Source organism: Novosphingobium kaempferiae, from assembly GCF_021227995.1.
Taxonomy (GTDB): domain Bacteria; phylum Pseudomonadota; class Alphaproteobacteria; order Sphingomonadales; family Sphingomonadaceae; genus Novosphingobium; species Novosphingobium kaempferiae.
On the sequence record NZ_CP089301.1, the window covers coordinates 4,466,241 to 4,483,633 of the forward strand.

Annotated in this window: 17 protein-coding genes; 11 read left to right on the forward strand and 6 right to left on the reverse strand. The window is 68.9% G+C overall.

Features of this window, described 5'->3' with window-relative positions; translation table 11 throughout:
• Nucleotides 1-173: 173 nt before the first annotated feature.
• From LO787_RS20260 to LO787_RS20270, 3 genes are read left to right on the forward strand one after another with little or no spacing between them, the layout of a single operon-like run.
• Complete coding sequence (locus tag LO787_RS20260) at nucleotides 174-1,286, forward strand: flagellar basal body P-ring protein FlgI (RefSeq protein WP_232492786.1); 1,113 nt, start codon at nucleotides 174-176, stop codon at nucleotides 1,284-1,286.
• 55 nt (nucleotides 1,287-1,341) lie between these two features.
• Nucleotides 1,342-1,596, forward strand: coding sequence for a rod-binding protein (locus tag LO787_RS20265; RefSeq protein WP_420847765.1), 255 nt, complete (start codon nucleotides 1,342-1,344; stop codon nucleotides 1,594-1,596).
• Complete coding sequence (locus LO787_RS20270) at nucleotides 1,586-2,008, forward strand: flagellar biosynthesis protein FlgN (RefSeq protein WP_232492788.1); 423 nt, start codon at nucleotides 1,586-1,588, stop codon at nucleotides 2,006-2,008. Before LO787_RS20265 ends, LO787_RS20270 begins: the two co-directional genes overlap by 11 nt.
• 12 nt (nucleotides 2,009-2,020) lie before the next feature.
• Here the strand turns inward: LO787_RS20270 and LO787_RS20275 are convergent, their stop codons facing one another.
• The 4 genes from LO787_RS20275 to LO787_RS20290 all read right to left on the reverse strand — a co-directional run bounded on the left by LO787_RS20275 (nucleotide 2,021) and on the right by LO787_RS20290 (nucleotide 7,908).
• Nucleotides 2,021-2,890, reverse strand: a complete 870-nt coding sequence (locus LO787_RS20275; RefSeq protein ID WP_232492789.1) for a hypothetical protein — start codon at nucleotides 2,888-2,890, stop codon at nucleotides 2,021-2,023.
• A gap of 282 nt (nucleotides 2,891-3,172) precedes the next feature.
• Nucleotides 3,173-4,282 carry a helix-turn-helix domain-containing protein gene (locus LO787_RS20280; protein ID WP_232492790.1) on the reverse strand — a complete coding sequence of 370 codons (1,110 nt, stop codon included), beginning with the start codon at nucleotides 4,280-4,282 and terminating at the stop codon, nucleotides 3,173-3,175.
• A 496-nt stretch (nucleotides 4,283-4,778) separates the two neighbouring features.
• Nucleotides 4,779-5,204, reverse strand: coding sequence for a flagellar biosynthesis protein FlgB (locus LO787_RS20285; RefSeq protein WP_232492791.1), 426 nt, complete (start codon nucleotides 5,202-5,204; stop codon nucleotides 4,779-4,781).
• A 13-nt stretch (nucleotides 5,205-5,217) separates the two neighbouring features.
• Entirely contained in the window at nucleotides 5,218-7,908 is a 2,691-nt protein-coding gene (locus tag LO787_RS20290) for an NHL repeat-containing protein (protein WP_232492792.1), read from the reverse strand.
• Between the two features lie 151 nt (nucleotides 7,909-8,059).
• Here LO787_RS20290 and LO787_RS20295 point away from each other — a divergent pair, with 151 nt between their 5' ends.
• The 6 genes from LO787_RS20295 (at nucleotide 8,060) to flhA (ending at nucleotide 14,716) form a co-directional block, all read left to right on the forward strand.
• The gene (locus LO787_RS20295) at nucleotides 8,060-9,088 is read left to right on the forward strand and encodes a flagellar motor switch protein FliG (RefSeq protein ID WP_232496381.1); all 1,029 of its coding nucleotides are present in this window, start codon (nucleotides 8,060-8,062) and stop codon (nucleotides 9,086-9,088) included.
• Nucleotides 9,089-9,194: 106 nt separating this feature from the next.
• A complete protein-coding gene (locus LO787_RS20300) occupies nucleotides 9,195-9,908 on the forward strand; it encodes a FliH/SctL family protein (RefSeq protein ID WP_232492793.1) in 714 nt (237 codons plus the stop codon).
• A 108-nt stretch (nucleotides 9,909-10,016) separates the two neighbouring features.
• Nucleotides 10,017-11,606, forward strand: a complete 1,590-nt coding sequence (gene fliF / locus LO787_RS20305; protein WP_420847766.1) for a flagellar basal-body MS-ring/collar protein FliF — start codon at nucleotides 10,017-10,019, stop codon at nucleotides 11,604-11,606.
• A gap of 10 nt (nucleotides 11,607-11,616) precedes the next feature.
• Nucleotides 11,617-11,973: a flagellar motor switch protein FliN gene (fliN, locus tag LO787_RS20310; RefSeq protein ID WP_232492794.1), complete on the forward strand. Its 357-nt coding sequence runs from the start codon at nucleotides 11,617-11,619 to the stop codon at nucleotides 11,971-11,973.
• Nucleotides 11,970-12,455, forward strand: a complete 486-nt coding sequence (locus LO787_RS20315) for a helix-turn-helix domain-containing protein (protein WP_232492795.1) — start codon at nucleotides 11,970-11,972, stop codon at nucleotides 12,453-12,455. The genes fliN and LO787_RS20315 overlap by 4 nt, the downstream gene beginning before the upstream one ends.
• A gap of 146 nt (nucleotides 12,456-12,601) precedes the next feature.
• Complete coding sequence (gene flhA, locus LO787_RS20320; protein ID WP_232492796.1) at nucleotides 12,602-14,716, forward strand: flagellar biosynthesis protein FlhA; 2,115 nt, start codon at nucleotides 12,602-12,604, stop codon at nucleotides 14,714-14,716.
• A gap of 204 nt (nucleotides 14,717-14,920) precedes the next feature.
• Here flhA and LO787_RS20325 read toward each other — a convergent pair whose 3' ends face one another.
• Nucleotides 14,921-15,142 (reverse strand): hypothetical protein, encoded by a 222-nt coding sequence (locus LO787_RS20325; protein WP_232496433.1) that lies wholly within the window; start codon nucleotides 15,140-15,142, stop codon nucleotides 14,921-14,923.
• A 40-nt stretch (nucleotides 15,143-15,182) separates the two neighbouring features.
• On the opposite strand from LO787_RS20325, the gene LO787_RS20330 reads away from it, so the two are divergent.
• Together LO787_RS20330 and LO787_RS20335 are read left to right on the forward strand one after the other, a co-directional pair.
• Nucleotides 15,183-16,325, forward strand: coding sequence for a flagellar hook-length control protein FliK (locus LO787_RS20330; RefSeq protein WP_232492797.1), 1,143 nt, complete (start codon nucleotides 15,183-15,185; stop codon nucleotides 16,323-16,325).
• Nucleotides 16,326-16,337: 12 nt separating this feature from the next.
• Nucleotides 16,338-17,021, forward strand: coding sequence for a flagellar hook assembly protein FlgD (locus LO787_RS20335; RefSeq protein ID WP_232492798.1), 684 nt, complete (start codon nucleotides 16,338-16,340; stop codon nucleotides 17,019-17,021).
• Here LO787_RS20335 and LO787_RS20340 read toward each other — a convergent pair whose 3' ends face one another.
• Nucleotides 17,022-17,393 carry a hypothetical protein gene (locus tag LO787_RS20340; RefSeq protein ID WP_232492799.1) on the reverse strand — a complete coding sequence of 124 codons (372 nt, stop codon included), beginning with the start codon at nucleotides 17,391-17,393 and terminating at the stop codon, nucleotides 17,022-17,024.

Sequence of the window (17,393 nt, forward strand, 5' to 3'; positions counted from 1 at the left end):
ATCGTGGGCTCCCGTACCGCAGATATAGAGCAGGCGGTGGTGGAGGGGGAGAAGGCGCGCCATTCCCCCTCCGTCAGCCGCTTCGCGACTGCCACCTCCCCGAGACAAGCTCGGGGAGGAATTGTGTCGGCCTCGCGACCCGCCCCTCGCGCTTTCTTCCTATAAGACACACGATGCCCCGGCTTCCGTTCCTCCTCGCGCTTCTCGCCCTGCCAGTGGTCTTCTTGGCGCCCGCCGTGGCGCAGGCCGGCCCGCAGCCGCGCATCAAGGACATCGTCGACGTCGAGAACGTGCGGACCAACCAGCTGGTCGGCTACGGCCTCGTGGTCGGCCTGCAGGGCACCGGCGACCGCATCCGCAACGTCCCCTTCACCGAGGAGACGCTGCAGGCCATGCTGGAGCGCATGGGCGTCAACATTCGCGGCACCCAGATGCTCACCCAGAACGTCGCCGCCGTCACCGTCACCGCGACGATGCCGCCATTCGCGCGCGCCGGATCGACGGTGGACGTGCAGGTCTCGGCGCTGGGCGATGCGAGCAGCCTTCAGGGCGGCATCCTGCTGGTGTCCTCGCTGCGCGCGCTGGACGGCGAGATCTATGCGGTGGCGCAGGGGCCGGTGGCGGTCTCGGGCTTCAAGGCGCAGGGCGCGGGCGCGAAGCTCAGCCGCGGCGTCATGACGACCGCGCGGATCGCCGGCGGAGCGATCATCGAGCGCGAGGTGGCCTATGACCTGCGTACCGCGCACTCGCTGAAGCTGGCGCTCAAGAACCCGGACTTCACCACCGCGCGCCAGATCGCCGCGACCGTCAACCGCGAGGCGCCCGGTTCCGCCGAAGTTCTCGATCCCGGCACGGTGGAGCTGCGTCCATATGGCAGCGGCTCGCTGATCGACCTCGTCACCCGGATCGAGAACCTGCCCGTGGCGGTCGACCAACCCGCGCGGATCGTCATCAACGAAGCGGCGGGCACCGTGGTCATGGGCGCGGACGTGCGCGTCAGCCCGGTGGCCATCGCGCAGGGCGGGCTCACCATCAGCGTCACCGAGACGCCGGTGGCCTCGCAGCCCGGGCCGCTCTCGAACGGGACGACGGCGGTGCTGCCGCGTACCCGGATCGAGGCGAACGACGGCAATGGCGCGGCGCTGGCGATGCTGACGAGTGGCACCTCGCTCCAGACGCTGGTGGGCGGCCTCAATGCGCTGGGCGTCAGCCCGCGCGATCTCATCACCATCCTGCAGGCGCTCAAGACGGCGGGCGCGTTGCAGGCCGAAATAGCGGTGCAGTAGGATGAGCGACCCGATCAATACCTATCCCACTTGGCCTGTGCACTCCGGTCAGACGGTGACCCATCAGGACCGCAGCCCCGCCGCCGTCGCGCGCCAGTTCGAGGGCGTCTTCGCGGGCCAGATCACCAAGATCATGATGGAGACGGTGGAGCAGGACGAGCAGTTCTCCGGCGGTCACGGCGAGGAGATGTTCCGCGGCATCCTGGCCGAGCAGATCGGCAACTCCATCGCGTCCGGAAAGGGCCTCGGCATCGCGTCGGCGGTCGAGGCGCAGATCATCCGCCTGCAGGGAGGCACCGATGGCGAGTGAAGTCATCGCCATCATGACCTCGCTGTCCTCGGTCATGCGCGAGGAAACCGCACGGCTGGAGATGCAGGGCCGCGCGCCCGACCTTGCCGAGCTGGCATCGGCCAAGGCCCGCCTCGTCGGCGCGCTGGAGGAGCGGCTGGCCCGCCTCGCGCGGCAGGAGCCGGGCTGGGCGGACGGCATGGACGCCGAGACGCGCGAGCGTTTTGCCGAGGCGCTGGGCGAACTGCGCGCCGCCTCGATGGTCAACGCCGCCCTGCTGGAGCGGCATATCGAGCTTTCGGCCGACATCATGTCCGCCATCTCCGCCGAGGCCAAGCGACTGACCGGCAACCGCGCCTATGCCTACGGCGCCAGCGGCGCGCTCGCGCGGACCGACCTGACCACGCCGATCTCGCTCAACGGCGAGTTCTGAGGCGGCGGCGGGTCAGCCGAACCCGCTCATCGCGCGCACCCGGTCGATCGAGGACAGGCTTTCCGCCACCCAGCGGTCGAACGCCTCGATCATGACATCGGGCACCTGCACGCGCGTATCGGGAGGCTCGGGCAGCGTCACGAAGCCGCGCTCCGCCGCGCCTTTCAGGACATTGCGAACATGCGTGCGCGAGACTCCGCCCTTGCGCGCGGCGTCCGAGTAGAAGCCTGCGGGCGTGCGGTTCTCCGGATCGTCGCGGATCGCCTGCATGAGCAGCATCTGCACGCGAAAGCCGACCGTCTCCTTCACGAAGTAGTCCATCGGCGGGTTCGCGCTCATGATCTGGTTGGCGATGTCCAGCGTCCGCAGCCCGGCCAGCCGGAACGCGCGCTGGAAGGCGGGGTCGTGCTCCGCCGCCGCGCGGTAATCGACCTCGGGCCGCAGGATCGCGAGCGGGGCGTGGAAGGCGGCGAGCCATTCGCTGTCGGCGGCGATCCCGCGCGGGGTGGCGCGCAGCAGCCGGGCGCGTGCGTCGAGGGGAGAGGGTACCGCCTCCAGCAGCCCGTCGCGCCGCAGGTTGCCGACGATGTCGGTCAGGCGCCGCCCCGGCGTGATGCTCATGTTGGGGAGCACTTCGTTCAGCACCTGCATCGCGACGCCGCCCGCAGGATCGTTAGGTTCGCGCAGGGCATCGAGCGAGACGACCAGCATGAAGGTGACGCCGCGTTCGTACTCGACCAGCGGGCGCAGGCGATGGTCGGCGGCGTAGAGCCCGGCGAGGCCGTCGATCAGGACGGCCTTTGCTTCAGCGAACCGCGCATGGCGGCGCACCTCCTCCACCGACAGGTGCGTCCCGTCGCTCTGCGTTCTCCAGTCCTGCATCCGTTTCTGCCGCCCCGTCCGAAATCGCCCCCTGACGTGCCCGTAAGGGTGTCAGGACTGTCACAGTAACGAGGCGAGGCGAATTGTGCAGGGATTTCAGTGCGCATGACCGAAAATGGCTCGGCGACAGTCAAGTCGCCGAGCCGAGGTGCAAAAGGCGGCAAAAAACCGTCCGCCCTTCGGGTCGCCCCGGACGGATAACCGACTGCGGCCCGGCCGCAATGGAACAATTTCGTGATATTTCCGGAGATTGGACGGAATTGGAGGTTCCGGCGGCCCGGTTTACTCGAATACGGCGGAGAGCACGGCGGCGACGGCAGCCGGGTCCAGCGTGTCGATCGCCACTTCGAGGTCAGGGTTCTCGCTGTAACCGAGCATCCGGCCGTGGCGGTCGGCGGTGATCGAGAGCACGCGCAGGCCGCCCTCCGCCACGATCACGGCGAGGCCGCCGGTCGCCGGATAGCGGTCCGGGTCCACCACCAGCGTCGCGCGTCCGGGCAATCCCGCGCCAAGCGTGGGGCGGCCAAGGCGCAGGCCATAGGCGCGCGGACCGGCACTGCGCGGGGCTTCCACCACAGCGCCGGTCGGCGTCTGCGCGATCAGCCCGTCGGGCAGCGGGGTGCCGAAGACCGGGAGCAGGCGCACGATTGCACTGTCTGCCGGGATTTCGATGGGGGCGTCGGTGGCGGGTGCGTCGGCAACCCTGGAACGCTGCTTCGGAGCAGCCGCAGGTTCGGCAGCCGCAACCGCCGGTCCCGCCAGTTCATCGCGCAGCGCGGCGATGCGGGCACGGGACTTGGCGAGGCGCGCCTCGGGGTTCGCCACCAGCGGCAGCACGGCATCGAGCGCGCCGCTCGCATTGAGCGCTTCGACATGCGCGACCAGCGCGGCATCGTCGGGCACGGCGAACAGACGACGCAGGGCGGCGCGGACGTCCTCGTTCCAGCGGTCGAGCGGCTTCAGCGCATTCTCGATGCGCGAGAGCACGACGGGCGCGATGCCGTATTCCTGTTCAAGCACCGCGATGGTCAGCGCCGGGTCGCCGCCACGCCGGGCGCGCAGGGCGGCGGCGAGCAGGACCGCGCCGCGTTCCCCCTCGGGATCTGTCGGCAAGTGGCCGTGCAGCGGCTCGGCCCAGGCGGCGATGTCGAAGGCGGGATCGTCCACGTCGATCAGCAGTTCCTGCGCCTCCACGCCGAGCGCGCGGCCAAGGTCGCGCAGTTCGTCGGCGCGGGCGAAGATCTCCCCCCGCTCGATCTTGGAGAGGCGAATATAGGTGATGCCGGGAAGCTTCTCCGACAATTCGAGGAGCGAGCCGATATTGAGTTGCTTGCGGAACTTGCGGATGCGGTTGGGGAAGACGAGCGCGCGATGGAAATCGATTGCGGACATGCCCGTCTCCATTACTTGCCGCTCACCGGCCCGTTGGTACAATTCGGGCGTCTTCTCGTTCATCGCAAATTCTGTCCGTTCATGGGATGGACCGGGCTTTTCATGCCTGTCCTTCCCGGTCAATGCGCCCGTTCGAGGCTTATGCCGAATCGGGTCTTTTTCGCGACCGTCGCGTGGCCGACGACGACTTGGGATGTGCCCCCTAGTCCCCTGCAATATCCTTAAAATTTCACATTTCTTACGCAATCCGGCGGTTGCCCATCCGCAAAACCGGTGGCCAGATACGCAAAAGCACGGAAAACCGGGCTTTTCGGGTCGCGACCGGAACGGCGGCTGACGTCCGAAACGGATGTGAAAATTCGGGAATTCAACGGCGTAAAAGACGTCGGCCCCGGATTTCGAGGACTAATCCTTTAACTGCGACGAGGCGAATCGGTTCCGCCGCGCATCGCGCAACCCGTCACGGGCCTGTCAGGACAGGGGGCAGGGCGGGGCGTCAGCCTTTGCCGACCGCCGTCTTCATCAGCGCCATCTGCTTGCGATAGAGGTTGGTCATCGCCGCATAGTCCTGCTGGACCTGCCCGAGCGCGAGAAGCTGGTCTTCCAGCGTCACGTTGTTGCCGTCGGGCTTGGTCTCGCTGGTCTCGCTGTCGAGCACCACCCGGCCGCCGCCCTGCGGAGCCTTCGCGCCGAGGGCCGCCATGCCGCTGGACAGCGCCACCTGAGGGCGGGCGACGTGCGGTGCGCCGCCGGCTCCGAGCTGCCCTTCGACGAGCGCCGAGAAGTCCGGCGCCTCGACCGTGCGGGCCTTGTAGCCCGGCGTCTCGCCATTGGCGATGTTCTCGGCGATCACGCGCTGGTGCTCGGCCATGCCCTTCATGGCGCGGCCCATGCCGTCGAAGATCGGGGGGAGGGAGGACATCGTCAGTTCCTTCTCAGAAGCTCGCGCCGGTCAGTCGCGACAGCGCGGCCTGGTAATTGGCAAGCTGCGCCTGCTGGTAGGCGGTGCCGCCGCCGGGCGCGGTGACGCCATCGACGAGCGCCGCCTTCGTCGAATCCCAGTAGAGCGAGCGGTAGGCGGATTGCGTCATCGACACGGCGGACTTGATCTTGGCCAGCGCCGTCGCGGCGGTCTTGGCGTCGAGCAGCGTCAGCGCATCGTCGAGGCCAAGGTTGTAGCGACCGCCCGGCGTGACCTTGGGCGCGTCCTTGTCGGTCACCTTGGGCGGGACCAGTCGCACCGGGTCGAGCCCGAGCTTGGCCAGCGCGTCGGTGCCCTCCGGCCCGGCGACGAGTTCTAGCATGTGGCCGGACTTCACCTCGATCTTGAGCGTCGCCGCGCCGTCGGTGAAGGGGGTGGTGATGGTGGCGTCGCTGCCGGTGATGCGGCGGATCTTCTGCGCGAGCGTCGCCATCGTCTCGCCCTTCTCGATGGTGACGCTGCGGGCGTTCTCGCCATCGACGCTGATCTTGAAGCTGTCTCCCACGCGCAGCGAGGTCTCGGTGACGAGGTCGCCGGTGGTCTGCTGGTTGAGCAGCCCGCGATGGAGCCCGATCGCGCCGAGCGAGGTCGCGCCGCCGCTGACCGCGGTGAGGCGCACCGGCTCCACCGTGCTGCTCATCCGGCCCCACTGCGACACCGTCTGCACCGATCCGCTGGCTGGGTCGATGCGGGCGACGAAGCCGTCGACCTTGCCGGTCTTCTTCTCGCCCAGCGTGCCCGTCGTGCGTCCGCCGACGTAGAGCGCGCCGTTGAGGAACGTCACGCTGTCGGCCTGGTCGGCGGCGGACGTGCCGATGTAGCTGGTGCTGGTCGAGGTCAGTCCCGCGTCGATCAGCGTCACGAAGGCGTCGAGGCCGCCGCTCGGCGCATTGGTCTGCGTGCCGTTAAGGGCGGTGTTCGTCGCGCCGACGACCGCGATCCGGCCGTCCGGCGATACCGCGATGGCGCGCGCCGACGCGGTGCCGAGCGAGACCGAGCCGAGATCCTGGTTGAGCGAGCCCGCGCCGATCCGCCGCACCGTGGCGACGCCCTTCTCGTTCGTCAGCGCCAGCAGGTTGCCGTCGTTGTCGATGGCGAGCGCCGTCACCGAGTCCGACCCGCCGCTGTCGATGCTGCGCCGCTCGATCAGCTTGCCCTTGGCGTCGAGCTTGACCAGCACGGCGTCGCCGCCCCCGGTCGAGGCGCGCCCGGCGACGTAGATCGACCCGTCCTTGCCGACGGCCACGGCGCTGGCGGTCTCGTTGCCGACCTGGCGGATCGCGGTGCTCGACAGTTCCTCGCCCTTGGCGTTGAAGCGGGTGACGAGCAGGTCGGTCTGGCTGTCGTCGCTGCCGTTGAACGCGCCGCTGACGGTCCCGGCGACGACGATCTCGCCATTGGGGGCGAGGGTGATGGCGTTGCCCTTGGCGGTGCCTGCCGCGCCAAGGTTGCGCTTCCACACCACGTTGCCCTCGCTGTCGAGCTTGGTGAGGAACAGGTCGTCCGCGCCGTCGCCCAGTTGCGTGCCCATGTCGCCGTCGGTGGTGCCGACCACGTAGCTGTAGCCCTGCGCGTCGGTGACGATGGCATTGGCGGCGGTGTCGGCGAGGACGGTGTAGTCCGGGGTCTCGTCCGTGCTCTTGGTCGCGGCATCCTCGGCGCGCTTCGTCGCGGCGGTGTCCACGGCGTTGAGTTTGTTGAGCCGCTCCCACGTCAGCGAGCCCGCCAGATCCTCGATGCGGTAGACGTTGGCCGAGGTGGGCGAGGTCTTGCCCGAGATCTGCGCCGTCTCGCCGCTCGCCACCATCAGCGCGTCGCCCGCGCCGACCTGGTCGAGCGAGACCTGCTCGATGCCCATCGGGTTGAAGACGAGGCCCCACTTGCCGTCGGTCTTCTCGACCGTGAAGTTGGACTTCCACTTGCTCGTCGCCTTGCCGTCGGCATCGAGGACGGGGTTGCCGTTGGCGTCGAGCATCGGCTTCGCGCCGATCGCGGCATTGAGCGCGGCGGCGACCGAATCGAGCGTCGGCGGCTGCGTCGTCTGCGACAGATCGAGCGTCACGACCTCGCTCGCCCCGCCGCGCGTCAGCGTTATCCGGAAAATTTCATCGCCCGAAAGCCCGTCGATCGGGGCGCCGCGCGTCTTGGAAACGCCGGTTCCGGTAACCGATCCGGTGACGTAGCGCGGCGTCATGCCAAGGGTGCGGGCGTTGTTCGTGACGTTGCCGAAGGCGATGTTCAGCAGGTCCGTATCGGCCGTTCCGAGGTAGGACTGGAGGTCCGAAAGCCCCTTGGCGAACGTCTTCTGGAGCGAGGCGCGCTCGGCCTCGCTCATCGTCTTGGAGGTGCCGGCTTCCGCCAGAATACGCAGGTTTTCCAGCGCCTTGTAGGCGGTGAAGGCGGTCTGGATGTCGGGCAGATCCTCCAGCGAACTGTCGCCCTTGGGATCGATGATCGAGGCGAGGCGCTTGATCGCGGCGACCTGAGCGGTGGTGGCGCCGCTCTCCTCGGTGATCCCCTGCCAGGGGGGCGTCGTCGCGGGGGTGGTGAAGGCCTTCTTCGCCGCGATCACCGCCGGGCTTTCCGTCGCTGCGGCATTGCTGAGATAGGAGGAGTAGGCGGTGCTTCCTCCCAGAACCGACAAGCCGATCAACCCATTGTTCAGACTTATCGTCAATTGTGCCTCGTCAGCCGGTTGCGCGGGAGTCCTTCCTATAAATAGAAGGAACTCTCCGGGATCGGTACGGCAAGGGGCATTTTTCGCCAGGAAGTTCTAGGGGTATCTCGTAGTGAACATGATGACCGCGGTGGGCGAACCGCCGGAGCTCAAGAAGTACTCGGGCACCCAGCGCGCGGCTGCGCTGCTGCTGGCGCTCGGGCAGGAGCACGGCATCCCCATCTGGCAGCAGCTCAACGACGACGAGATCAAGGAGCTGTCCTCCTCGATCGCCTCGCTCGGCCGCGTGCCCGCCGTCGTGGTGGAATACCTGCTCGGCCAGTTCGCTGGCGAGGTTTCCTCGATCACCACGCTCCACGGTTCCTACGAGACGACCGAGCGGCTGCTGGAAGGCGTGCTTTCGGCGGACCGCGTGAAGGACATCATGGAGGACATCCGCGGTCCCTCCGGCCGGACGATGTGGGACAAGCTGTCCAACGTCAGCGAGGGCGTGCTGGCGGGCTATCTCAAGAGCGAACACCCACAGACCGTCGCCGTCATCCTCCAGAAGCTGAAGCCCGATCACGCCGCCCGTGTGCTGGCGGCGCTGCCGCGCGATTTCGGCACCGAGGTCGTGATGCGCATGCTCAAGACCGAGACGGTGCAGAAGGACGTGATCGTGCAGGTCGAGCAGACGCTAAAGACCGAGTTCATGACCAACCTGTCGCGCGCCCAGCGCCGCGATCCGCACGAATCCATGGCCGAGCTTTTCAACGCGCTCGACCGCTCGACCGAGGAGGCGATGCTCGGCGCGCTGGACGAGAAGGCGCCCGAGGCGGCGGAGCGCATCCGCGGCCTGATGTTCACTTTCGAGGATCTCGGCAACCTGCTGCCGAGCGCGATCCAGGTCATCGTGCGCAACTGCAACAAGCGCGAACTGGCGCTGGCGCTCAAGGGCGCGCCGGAAGAGATGCGTCGCCTGTTCTTCGGCGCCATGACCGAGCGTGCCGCCAAGCTCATGCGCGACGACATGCAGGCGATGGGACCGGTCCGCGCGCGCGAATGCGAGACCGCGCAGGGCAACCTCGTCATGCTCGCCAAGGATCTGGGCGAGCGCGGCGAGATCATGCTGGCCGACCCCAAGAGCGACGATGCGATGATCTACTGATGATGCCGACCTGCCCATCTGACGCGGCATCGCGCTGCGACGATCCGGAGCGGCACATCGCCCGGGATCGCTTCGCCGTGCTCACGACGACGATGCGGAGGGTTGGATGAAGATGCATCGCGACATGTCGCCGCCGGGTGCGGCGACGATACAGCCTTTCGGCTTCGACCGGGTGTTCTTCCACCCCGTCGACGAACCCGCCGTCGCATCCGAGACTTCGGCAGCCCTGCCCGTCGAGGCGTCTCCCGAGGTGCTGCGCGAGCAGATCGAGGATCTGGAGGCGCGCATCGAGCGGCTCCAGGCCGACCACCGCGCCGAACTCGCCCGCGCCCGCGCCGACGGGTTCGAGGCCGGGGCGGCGCAGGCCCGTTCCGAACGCGGCGAGGCGCTGCTGGCGGCGACCGATGCGCTTCACGCCGGGCTCGACGCCATCGAGGCGCAGGTAGAGGCAGTGACCCGCCGCATGACCGGCGAAGCCGGCGAAGTCGCGCTCCACGCCGCAGAGATGCTCGCGGGCCACGCCATCGAGGCCGCCCCGGCGCGCGCGGTGGACGAGGCGCTCGCCCGCGCGCTGGAGCAGGTCGCGCAGGGCACCGCGCTCATCGTCCGCGCCAATCCGGCCATGCGGCATGAAATCGCCGTGCTGATCGAGGCGCGCGAGGCGAAGGCAGGCCGTGCGCTGGCGATAACCGTCGTCGACGACCCCGTCGTTCCCGAGGGCGACGCGCGGATCGAGTGGAGCGCGGGCGGCCTCAACGTCGATGCCGGTGCGCGCCGCGCGGCGGTGATGGCCGAGCTTTCGGGCGTCCTCGCGGGCTGAGCGACCGCCACATTTTTCCGTGCGCTCGGCAAGTCTTGCCTAGTTCCCATCCTATAATGCGCCCGGGGCGTGCCGATTGAGCGACGCCGTGACCTCGGAAGGCCGGACTTGGACGCGTTGCGCAATTTCATCGGGCAGATCGGCACGCGCCGTGCCGCTCTCATGGGCGGCGTTGCGCTGGCGCTGCTGCTCGGGCTCGGCTGGATGGCCACGCGCACGCCGCAAAGCGCCATGGGCTACCTCTATACCGACCTCGACCCCTCGGCCGCCTCGACCATCACCGAGAAGCTGAAGGCGCAGGGCGTACCGTTCCAGCTTTCGGCGGACGGATCGGCGATCATGGCCCCGGCGGACAAGCTGCCCGAACTGCGCATGGCGATGGCGTCCGAGCAGCTCGGCGGCAAGATCGGCTACGAAGTGCTGGACGAGGAGGAGCCCTTCGGCATCTCCTCCTCCCGCGCCAAGCTGAACGAGACCCGCGCGATCGAGGGCGAACTCGTCCGCTCAATCGAGAGCCTCGACCGCGTCAGCCGCGCGCGCGTCCATGTCGTCATGCCCGAACGCGCGATGTTCGAGGCCGAGCCGCGCAAGGCCAGCGCCTCCGTCACCGTCAAGACCAACGGCCGTCTGCCCGCCGAGGCGGTGCAGGCGATCCGCTACCTCGTGTCCTCGGCGGTGCCCGACCTTTCGCCGGAATCGGTGTCGATCGTCGACCAGACCGGCGCGCTGCTGGCCCGTGCGGGCGAGGGCGGAGCAGGCGGCAGCAGCGACCTCGAGGAGCGGCAGGCGGCGGTCGAAGCGCGGCTGCGCGACCAGATCGAGACGCTGGTGGAGCCCATCGTCGGCCACGGCAAGGTTCGCGCCGAAGTCTCCGCCGTGCTCGAACGCGATCAGGTGCGCGAGGAATCGGAGACCTTCGATCCCGACAAGCAGGTCATCCAGCACCAGGTCACGGTCGAAGCCAGCAACCAGAGCGCCGAGAACGCGCCCGGCGCGCAGGGCGCATCGGTTTCCACGCAGCTGCCCGAGAACGCGGGCGCGGCGCAGAACGGCACGGGCGGCGATACCCGCAACGCCGCGCAGAACGAGACGTCCGAAGACGTCACCTACCAGAACAGCCGCATGCAGAAGGTCGCCGTGCGCACGCCGGGGCAGGTCAAGCGCCTGACCGTGGCGGTCATGGTGGACGGCGGCGAGAAGGGCCTGCCGCAGCCGCAGATCGACCGCCTCCAGCGCCTCGTCGAGAACGCGGTCGGCTTCGACGGCGATCGGGGCGACAGCGTGGTCGTCGAGAACATGCCCTTCGCCGCGCAGGACGTGGACGGCATCGAAGGCGGCCTGCCGTTCGGGCTGACGGTCGACCGCATCCTCGACGTGCTGAAGATCCTGCTGGTGGGCGGCATCATCCTCTTCGCCATCCGCATGCTGCGTCGCCCCAATGCGCCCGCATTGCTACCGCCGCCTTCGGGCGACGACGACTACGCCGACCGCCGCGCGGAGATCGGCGGCAACCTCACCATGGCGCAGCTCGAATCCGCTGCGGAAGCCGCCGAAGGCACGCCGCTGCTCGATCAGGAAGTGGCGCTCGCCCACGTCGACGGGCGCGTGAAGCTCTCCGCCATCAAGCGCATCGGCGACACCATCGCCTCCAACCCGGCGGAATCCGCCTCCGTAATCCGCCAGTGGATGAACACGTGAAAGGTATTCGATGAGCGACGAGCTCGAGCCCCGGCAACTCGCCCCCGCGCACCTGCCCGACGAGCCGGCGGCCGACATGGCCGCCGACCGTCCGCTGCCGCCGCGCCCCACCACGCCGCCGACGCCCGACGACCTGCAGGCCGTGTTCGACGTGCCGGTGAAGGTCCAGGCGGTGCTCGGCCGCTCGAAGATGGACATCGGCGACCTGCTGCGGCTCAAGCCCGGCATGGTCGTGGAACTCGACCGCCGCGTGGGGGAACCGGTCGACATCTTCGTCAACAACCGCCTCATCGCGCGCGGCGAAGTGGTGCTGATCGACGCGACACTCGGCATCACGCTCACCGAAATCGTCCGCAAGGAAGGATGATGGTCCCGCACGAACCCGAGGGCACGCGCCTGATGCTGGTGGGCGAGCTAGGCGACGCGGTAGGGCTGGCCAATGCCATGGTGCGCGGCTCCGCCACCCGCATCGGCGTCGATACCGCGAGCCCCGCCGCGCAGGAAGCATGGTCCGGCCCCGACGCGGCGCCGGGCGCGGACGTGGTGGTCGTCGACCTCGCGGTGAACCTCAAGGACGTGATGGCGCGGCTGCGCGGCGGGCGGCAGGACGGGGGCTCGGTGACGGCCTCGGTCTCCGGCCTCGTCGGACAGAACATCGCCGACGTCGAGCGCGAGCTGATCCTCCAGACGCTGCGCCACTGCGGCGGCAACCGCAGCGCGGCGGCGGCGATGCTGGGCATCTCGGTGCGCACCATGCGCAACAAGCTGCGTTCGTTCCAGGCGGACGGCATGGCGGTGCCGCCTTCGGTGGCAGGCGCGATGCGGCATGAGATGGCGGCGGGGGTGTGACCATGGCCGCGCCGGGCCTCGGGGGCTTCGACAAGCTCAGCCTGAGCGGCGGGGAAAGGGGAGAGGGCTTTTCTGCTCACGTCCTCGCGCCCAAGGCCGCTCAGGCTGAGCTTGTCGAAGCCCGCCCGCGGCCGGGCCGCTAACCCATGGCCACTGCCCCCACCAAATCCCTGATCCCGCCGCAGCTGGGCCAGTTCATCGCCCGCCTCGGGCCGGGGCGCGATCTTGCGCTGGCGCTGGGTGTAGGCGCGATCATCGCCATGCTCATCCTGCCGATGCCGGCGTGGATGCTCGATATGGGGCTGGCGCTGTCGATCACGGCATCCGTCCTCATCCTGATGACGGCGCTGTTCATCGAGAAGCCGCTCCAGCTCTCCAGCTTCCCGACGATCCTGCTGATCACCACGATGCTGCGGCTGGGCCTCAACCTCGCCTCCACGCGCCTGATCCTCGGCCACGGGCACGAGGGGCATACGGCGGCGGGCGGCGTGATCGCGGCCTTCGGCGAGTTCCTGATGGGCGGCGAGACCGTCATCGGCCTCACCATCTTCGCGATCCTCATCGTCATCAACTTCGTGGTCATCACCAAGGGCGCGGGCCGCATCGCCGAAGTGGCGGCGCGGTTCAGCCTCGATGCGATGCCCGGCAAGCAGATGGCGATCGACGCCGACCTCAATGCCGGCACCATCACCGAGGAACAGGCCCGCGAGCGCCGCTCCGAGATCGAGCAGGAGAGCGGCTTCTACGGCGCGATGGACGGCGCCTCGAAGTTCGTGAAGGGCGATGCGGTCGCCGCGCTTCTCATCACCGGAATCAACATCTTCGTCGGCCTGATCGTCGGCGTCGTGATCCATGGCGTGCCGTTCGGGCAGGCCTTCACGACCTACACTATCCTGACGGTGGGCGACGGCCTCGTCAGCCAGATCCCCGCGCTGATCGTCTCGACGGCGGCGGGCCTGCTCGTCTCCAAGGGCGGCGTCGTCGGCAAGACGGGTGCAGCGCTGGGCGACCAGTTGGGCCGCTATCCCAAGGCGTTCGGCATTGCGGGTGCCCTGATGGGGATGCTGGCGCTGATGCCGGGCCTGCCGTTCCTGCCCTTCGCGCTGCTCGGCGCGCTGTGCGGCTGGCTGGCCTGGACGATGACGAAGAAGGCCGAGAGCGCCGAGGCCGCAGCGCGGATCGAGGAAGCCGCCGCCCGCCAGCGCGCCAGCGCCGCGCAGACCGAGGAGCCGATCTCCCGCACGCTGGCGATGGACGCGCTGCGCATCGAGCTGGGCTATGGCCTGCTGCCCCTCATCAACGACGCCAGCGCCGAGCCGCGCCTCGACGATCAGGTCCGCGCGCTGCGGCGGCAGATGGCGATCGACTACGGCTTCGTGCTGCCTTCGGTTCGCATCCTCGACAACATGGCGCTCCAGCCCAACGAATACGTCGTCTTCGTGCGCGAGACCGAGATCGCGCGCGGAGAACTGCGCATCGGCAAGCTGCTCGTCATCAACGCGGCGGGTGGCGACACCGGGCTGCGCGGCGAAGTCACGCAGGAGCCGGTGTTCAAGCTGCCCGCGCTGTGGATCGAGCGCGAGATGCGGCAGGAGGCGGGCTTCCGTGGCCTGACCGTGGTCGACTGCGGCACCGTCGTCACCACCCACCTGACCGAGATCGTCAAGGACAACATCGCCGACCTGCTCTCCTACAGCGAGACGCAGAAGCTGCTGGACGAGGTCCACAAGGATTCGGCCAAGCTGATCGCCGACATCGTGCCCGCGCGCATCTCGATCTCGGGCATCCAGCGGGTGCTCCAGAACCTGCTGTCCGAGGGCGTCTCGATCCGTGACCTGCCGACGATCCTCGAAGGCGTGGCCGAGGCGAGCGCGGTCACCGCCAACCTCACGCAAGTGACCGAGCATGTGCGCGCGCGGCTTGCCCGGCAGATCTCGGCGCAGCACACGCTCGACGGCACCATCCCCATCGTGGCGCTCGGCCCGGTGTGGGACGAGGCGTTTTCCGAGGCGATCATCGGGCAGGGCGACGACCGCCACCTCGCCATGGCCCCCTCTCAGTTGCAGGCCTTCATCGGCGCGGTGCGTGAGACTTATGACCGCCTCGCCGCGCAGGGCGAGATCCCGTGCCTGCTGACGAGTCCGTCGCTGCGCCCCTTCGTGCGCTCGATCATCGAGCGCGTGCGCCCGGCGACGGTGGTGCTCTCCCAGAACGAAGTCCACCCGCGCGCGCGTCTGCGCAGCCTCGGCATGATCGGGTGAGAGCGAGCGATCTGCGCTGCCGCGACCGCATTAGGCACCGCCGCTCTATGATGGAACGATGGCCGTTCCCCGCATGCCTCCATTCCCGCTGACGGCCGCGCCTCTGGGCGATACGGCATCGGTTGCGCGCGCGGCTGCCGGAGGTGAGGCTCAGGGCGATTTCCTGGCGGCGCTCGCGGGACTGGGCTTGCCCGAGGTGGCGGCTCAGTCCGTGCCCGCCAGCCGTCCGGTGATGACGCCTTCGTTGCCGCGCGATGCGCTGGCCGGAGTGCCGACGCCGGGAGCCGAAGTTGCGCCGCCGCCGGTTGCGCCCGTCGCGCCCGCGCCGTCGAAAACGGACGCCATGGTGCCCGAGAAGCCGGTTGCCCCTTCACCGGTCGTTCCGGTGGAGGCCGCCGTGGCTCCGCCCGAGGCTGCGCTGGTCATCGCTCCATTCACCGATCCCGAGTTGCCGCCTCCGACATCGTTGGAAGTCGAAACCGAAGTTGACGCTGAAACCGCGAGCCCAGCGGACTCCACTCCGCAATTGGTGGCGATAGCGAAGCCCAAGCTCGCGGCAACCGATCCGGCATCGGTTCAGCCGACAGCGTTGCCGAACCCCACCCCGGCTGCGCCGCAGCCGTCCGCGCAAGGTCCGGCACCTGCTCAGGCCGCGCCGGGGCAGGCCCAGATACCGCAGCCGATCGCCGAGATCGCCGTCACTACGCGTGACGAACGCAGCCCAGGGCAACCGTTGAAGCGCAAGGAGGCCACCGTCAGGACGGCTGGCGACATTACGGCGGCACCGCTCGACCCGGCCGCTGCCCTCGATACGGTGCCTGCGCCGGACATCGCCGTTGCTCCCGCCATCGCCGTCGCCCTCACGCCTGCTGCGCCCAAGGTCACAGCTTCAATGTCCGACGGCGGGAGTGCAGAGCCCGCGGGCCGGACGACGACGGCTCACGCTGCGCCCGACATTGCAGCGTCTCCCAGACATTCCGTCGACCATGCGGCCACGGCTTCGCGCGGCGACCTCCCTGCTCCGGCAACGCCCGATCCAGTCGCCGTCGCCGAGCCGCGTGTCGCCGCGCCGATCTTCTCGCAGACGCTGGATGCCGCCATCGCGCGCCACGCCGCTCCGCCCTATCCGCCAGCGCAGGTCGAACCCGCGACTGCCACGGTGGCGCTGCGTGAGGGACGGTTCGGCACGGACGTCGGCGTGGCCATCGCCCGCGCACTCGACAGTGGGCCGGAAGGTATGCGCGAGGCGCTGCTGATCCGGCTCGATCCGCATCACATGGGCCGCGTGGACGTGCGGATGTCGTTCGACGATGACGGCACCCTGCGCGCGGTCGTCTCGGCCGACAGCCCTGCCGCGCTCGACATGCTGCGGCGCGAGAGCGCGCAGCTAGACCGGTCGCTGGCCGATGCGGGCGTGCGGTCCGACGCGCAGTCGCTGCGCTTCGATGCAGGCGGCAACGGCGCGGGCGGGCAGCATCGTCACGGCGCGCGTCCGCAGCTTCCCATGCCGCAGTCCGGCGGCGCAGACGGGTTCGTCGGCGCGCTGGACGGCGGCCATTCCGACTATCGGTCGCTGCGCGGCAGCGGCCACATCGACCTCATGGCATAAGGCAGCAGCACAATGACCACGGTTACCGACACCGCCGCGACCACCGGCACGGGGACTGGCTCCACGGCAGCGCCCAATGCCGGGCTGCTCACCGACTACAACCTGTTCCTCAAGCTGCTGACCACGCAGATGATGCATCAGGATCCGCTCGATCCGATGGACACCTCGGAGTACACGCAGCAGCTGGTGCAGTATTCGCAGGTGGAACAGTCGATCCAGCAGACCGGCAAGCTGGACGACATCCTCAGCCAGCTCCTTTCGCAGCAGATGGCGCAGGCGTCGAGCTACATCGGCCGCGAGGCGCGCTTCGATTCACCGGTTGCGGGGCTGGGCGACAGTCCGGCGAAATGGACCTACTACGTCGATGGTACGCCCGCCTCGGTCACCGCGACGGTCAAGGACGCGCTTGGCGGCACCGTTGCGACGGTCAAGCTCCAGCCCGATGCGCAGGGTTCCTATACCTGGGACGGCACGATGTCGGACGGGACCAAGGCCAAGCCGGGGGCCTACACGCTGTCGGTCGTGGCTGCCGACGCCAATGGCGCGACGCTCGACACCACGATCAACTCGGTGGGCGTGGTGGACGACGTGGTGACCGACGGGACCAGCATCATGCTGGGCGTCAACGGCATCCGTCTCTCCGCGACCGGCCTCGTCGCGCTGACCGCGCCGAAGCCGACCGAAACGGCGGACTGATCAGCCTTCGTCGAGGGCGTCGCTGGGCTCGCGCGCGGCGCGGGCCGCGAGGCCCGGCAGGTCGGCGGCGTGAAGCGCGGTGTCGAGGCGGGTGCAGCCGGGCAGGCGCTCGGGCAGTGCGAGCAGCATCAGGCAGTCGCTGACCGAGGGATCCTCGACCGGGCCGATGAGGTCTTCCACCTCGTCCTGACTCATGCCGGACTGGCGGCAGCGCAAGGCAGCCGCGTGCCATAGCTGGGTCGGTGAATCGACCCGCAGCCTGAGCGAAAACCAGTATTCCTGCTGCGTCCCCGGAGCCTGAACCTCGCCGGTCGTGACCCCCGGGGCCGGGGCATTGCCGTTGCCCAGACCCCAACATGAATTATCCGCCAT

Excerpts from the sequence above, each read along its gene's own strand:
- LO787_RS20260 (WP_232492786.1), top strand. The coding sequence starts at position 174 with ATGCCCCGGCTTCCGTTCCTCCTCGCGCTTCTCGCCCTGCCAGTGGTC.
- LO787_RS20270 (WP_232492788.1), top strand. The coding sequence starts at position 1,586 with ATGGCGAGTGAAGTCATCGCCATCATGACCTCGCTGTCCTCGGTCATG.
- LO787_RS20275 (WP_232492789.1), bottom strand. The coding sequence starts at position 2,890 with ATGCAGGACTGGAGAACGCAGAGCGACGGGACGCACCTGTCGGTGGAG.
- LO787_RS20280 (WP_232492790.1), bottom strand. The coding sequence starts at position 4,282 with ATGTCCGCAATCGATTTCCATCGCGCGCTCGTCTTCCCCAACCGCATC.
- LO787_RS20285 (WP_232492791.1), bottom strand. The coding sequence starts at position 5,204 with ATGTCCTCCCTCCCCCCGATCTTCGACGGCATGGGCCGCGCCATGAAG.
- LO787_RS20295 (WP_232496381.1), top strand. The coding sequence starts at position 8,060 with ATGATGACCGCGGTGGGCGAACCGCCGGAGCTCAAGAAGTACTCGGGC.
- LO787_RS20300 (WP_232492793.1), top strand. The coding sequence starts at position 9,195 with ATGAAGATGCATCGCGACATGTCGCCGCCGGGTGCGGCGACGATACAG.
- fliN (WP_232492794.1), top strand. The coding sequence starts at position 11,617 with ATGAGCGACGAGCTCGAGCCCCGGCAACTCGCCCCCGCGCACCTGCCC.
- LO787_RS20315 (WP_232492795.1), top strand. The coding sequence starts at position 11,970 with ATGATGGTCCCGCACGAACCCGAGGGCACGCGCCTGATGCTGGTGGGC.
- flhA (WP_232492796.1), top strand. The coding sequence starts at position 12,602 with ATGGCCACTGCCCCCACCAAATCCCTGATCCCGCCGCAGCTGGGCCAG.
- LO787_RS20325 (WP_232496433.1), bottom strand. The coding sequence starts at position 15,142 with ATGACCAGCGCAGCCTCGGGCGGAGCCACGGCGGCCTCCACCGGAACG.
- LO787_RS20335 (WP_232492798.1), top strand. The coding sequence starts at position 16,338 with ATGACCACGGTTACCGACACCGCCGCGACCACCGGCACGGGGACTGGC.
- LO787_RS20340 (WP_232492799.1), bottom strand. The coding sequence starts at position 17,393 with ATGGCGGATAATTCATGTTGGGGTCTGGGCAACGGCAATGCCCCGGCC.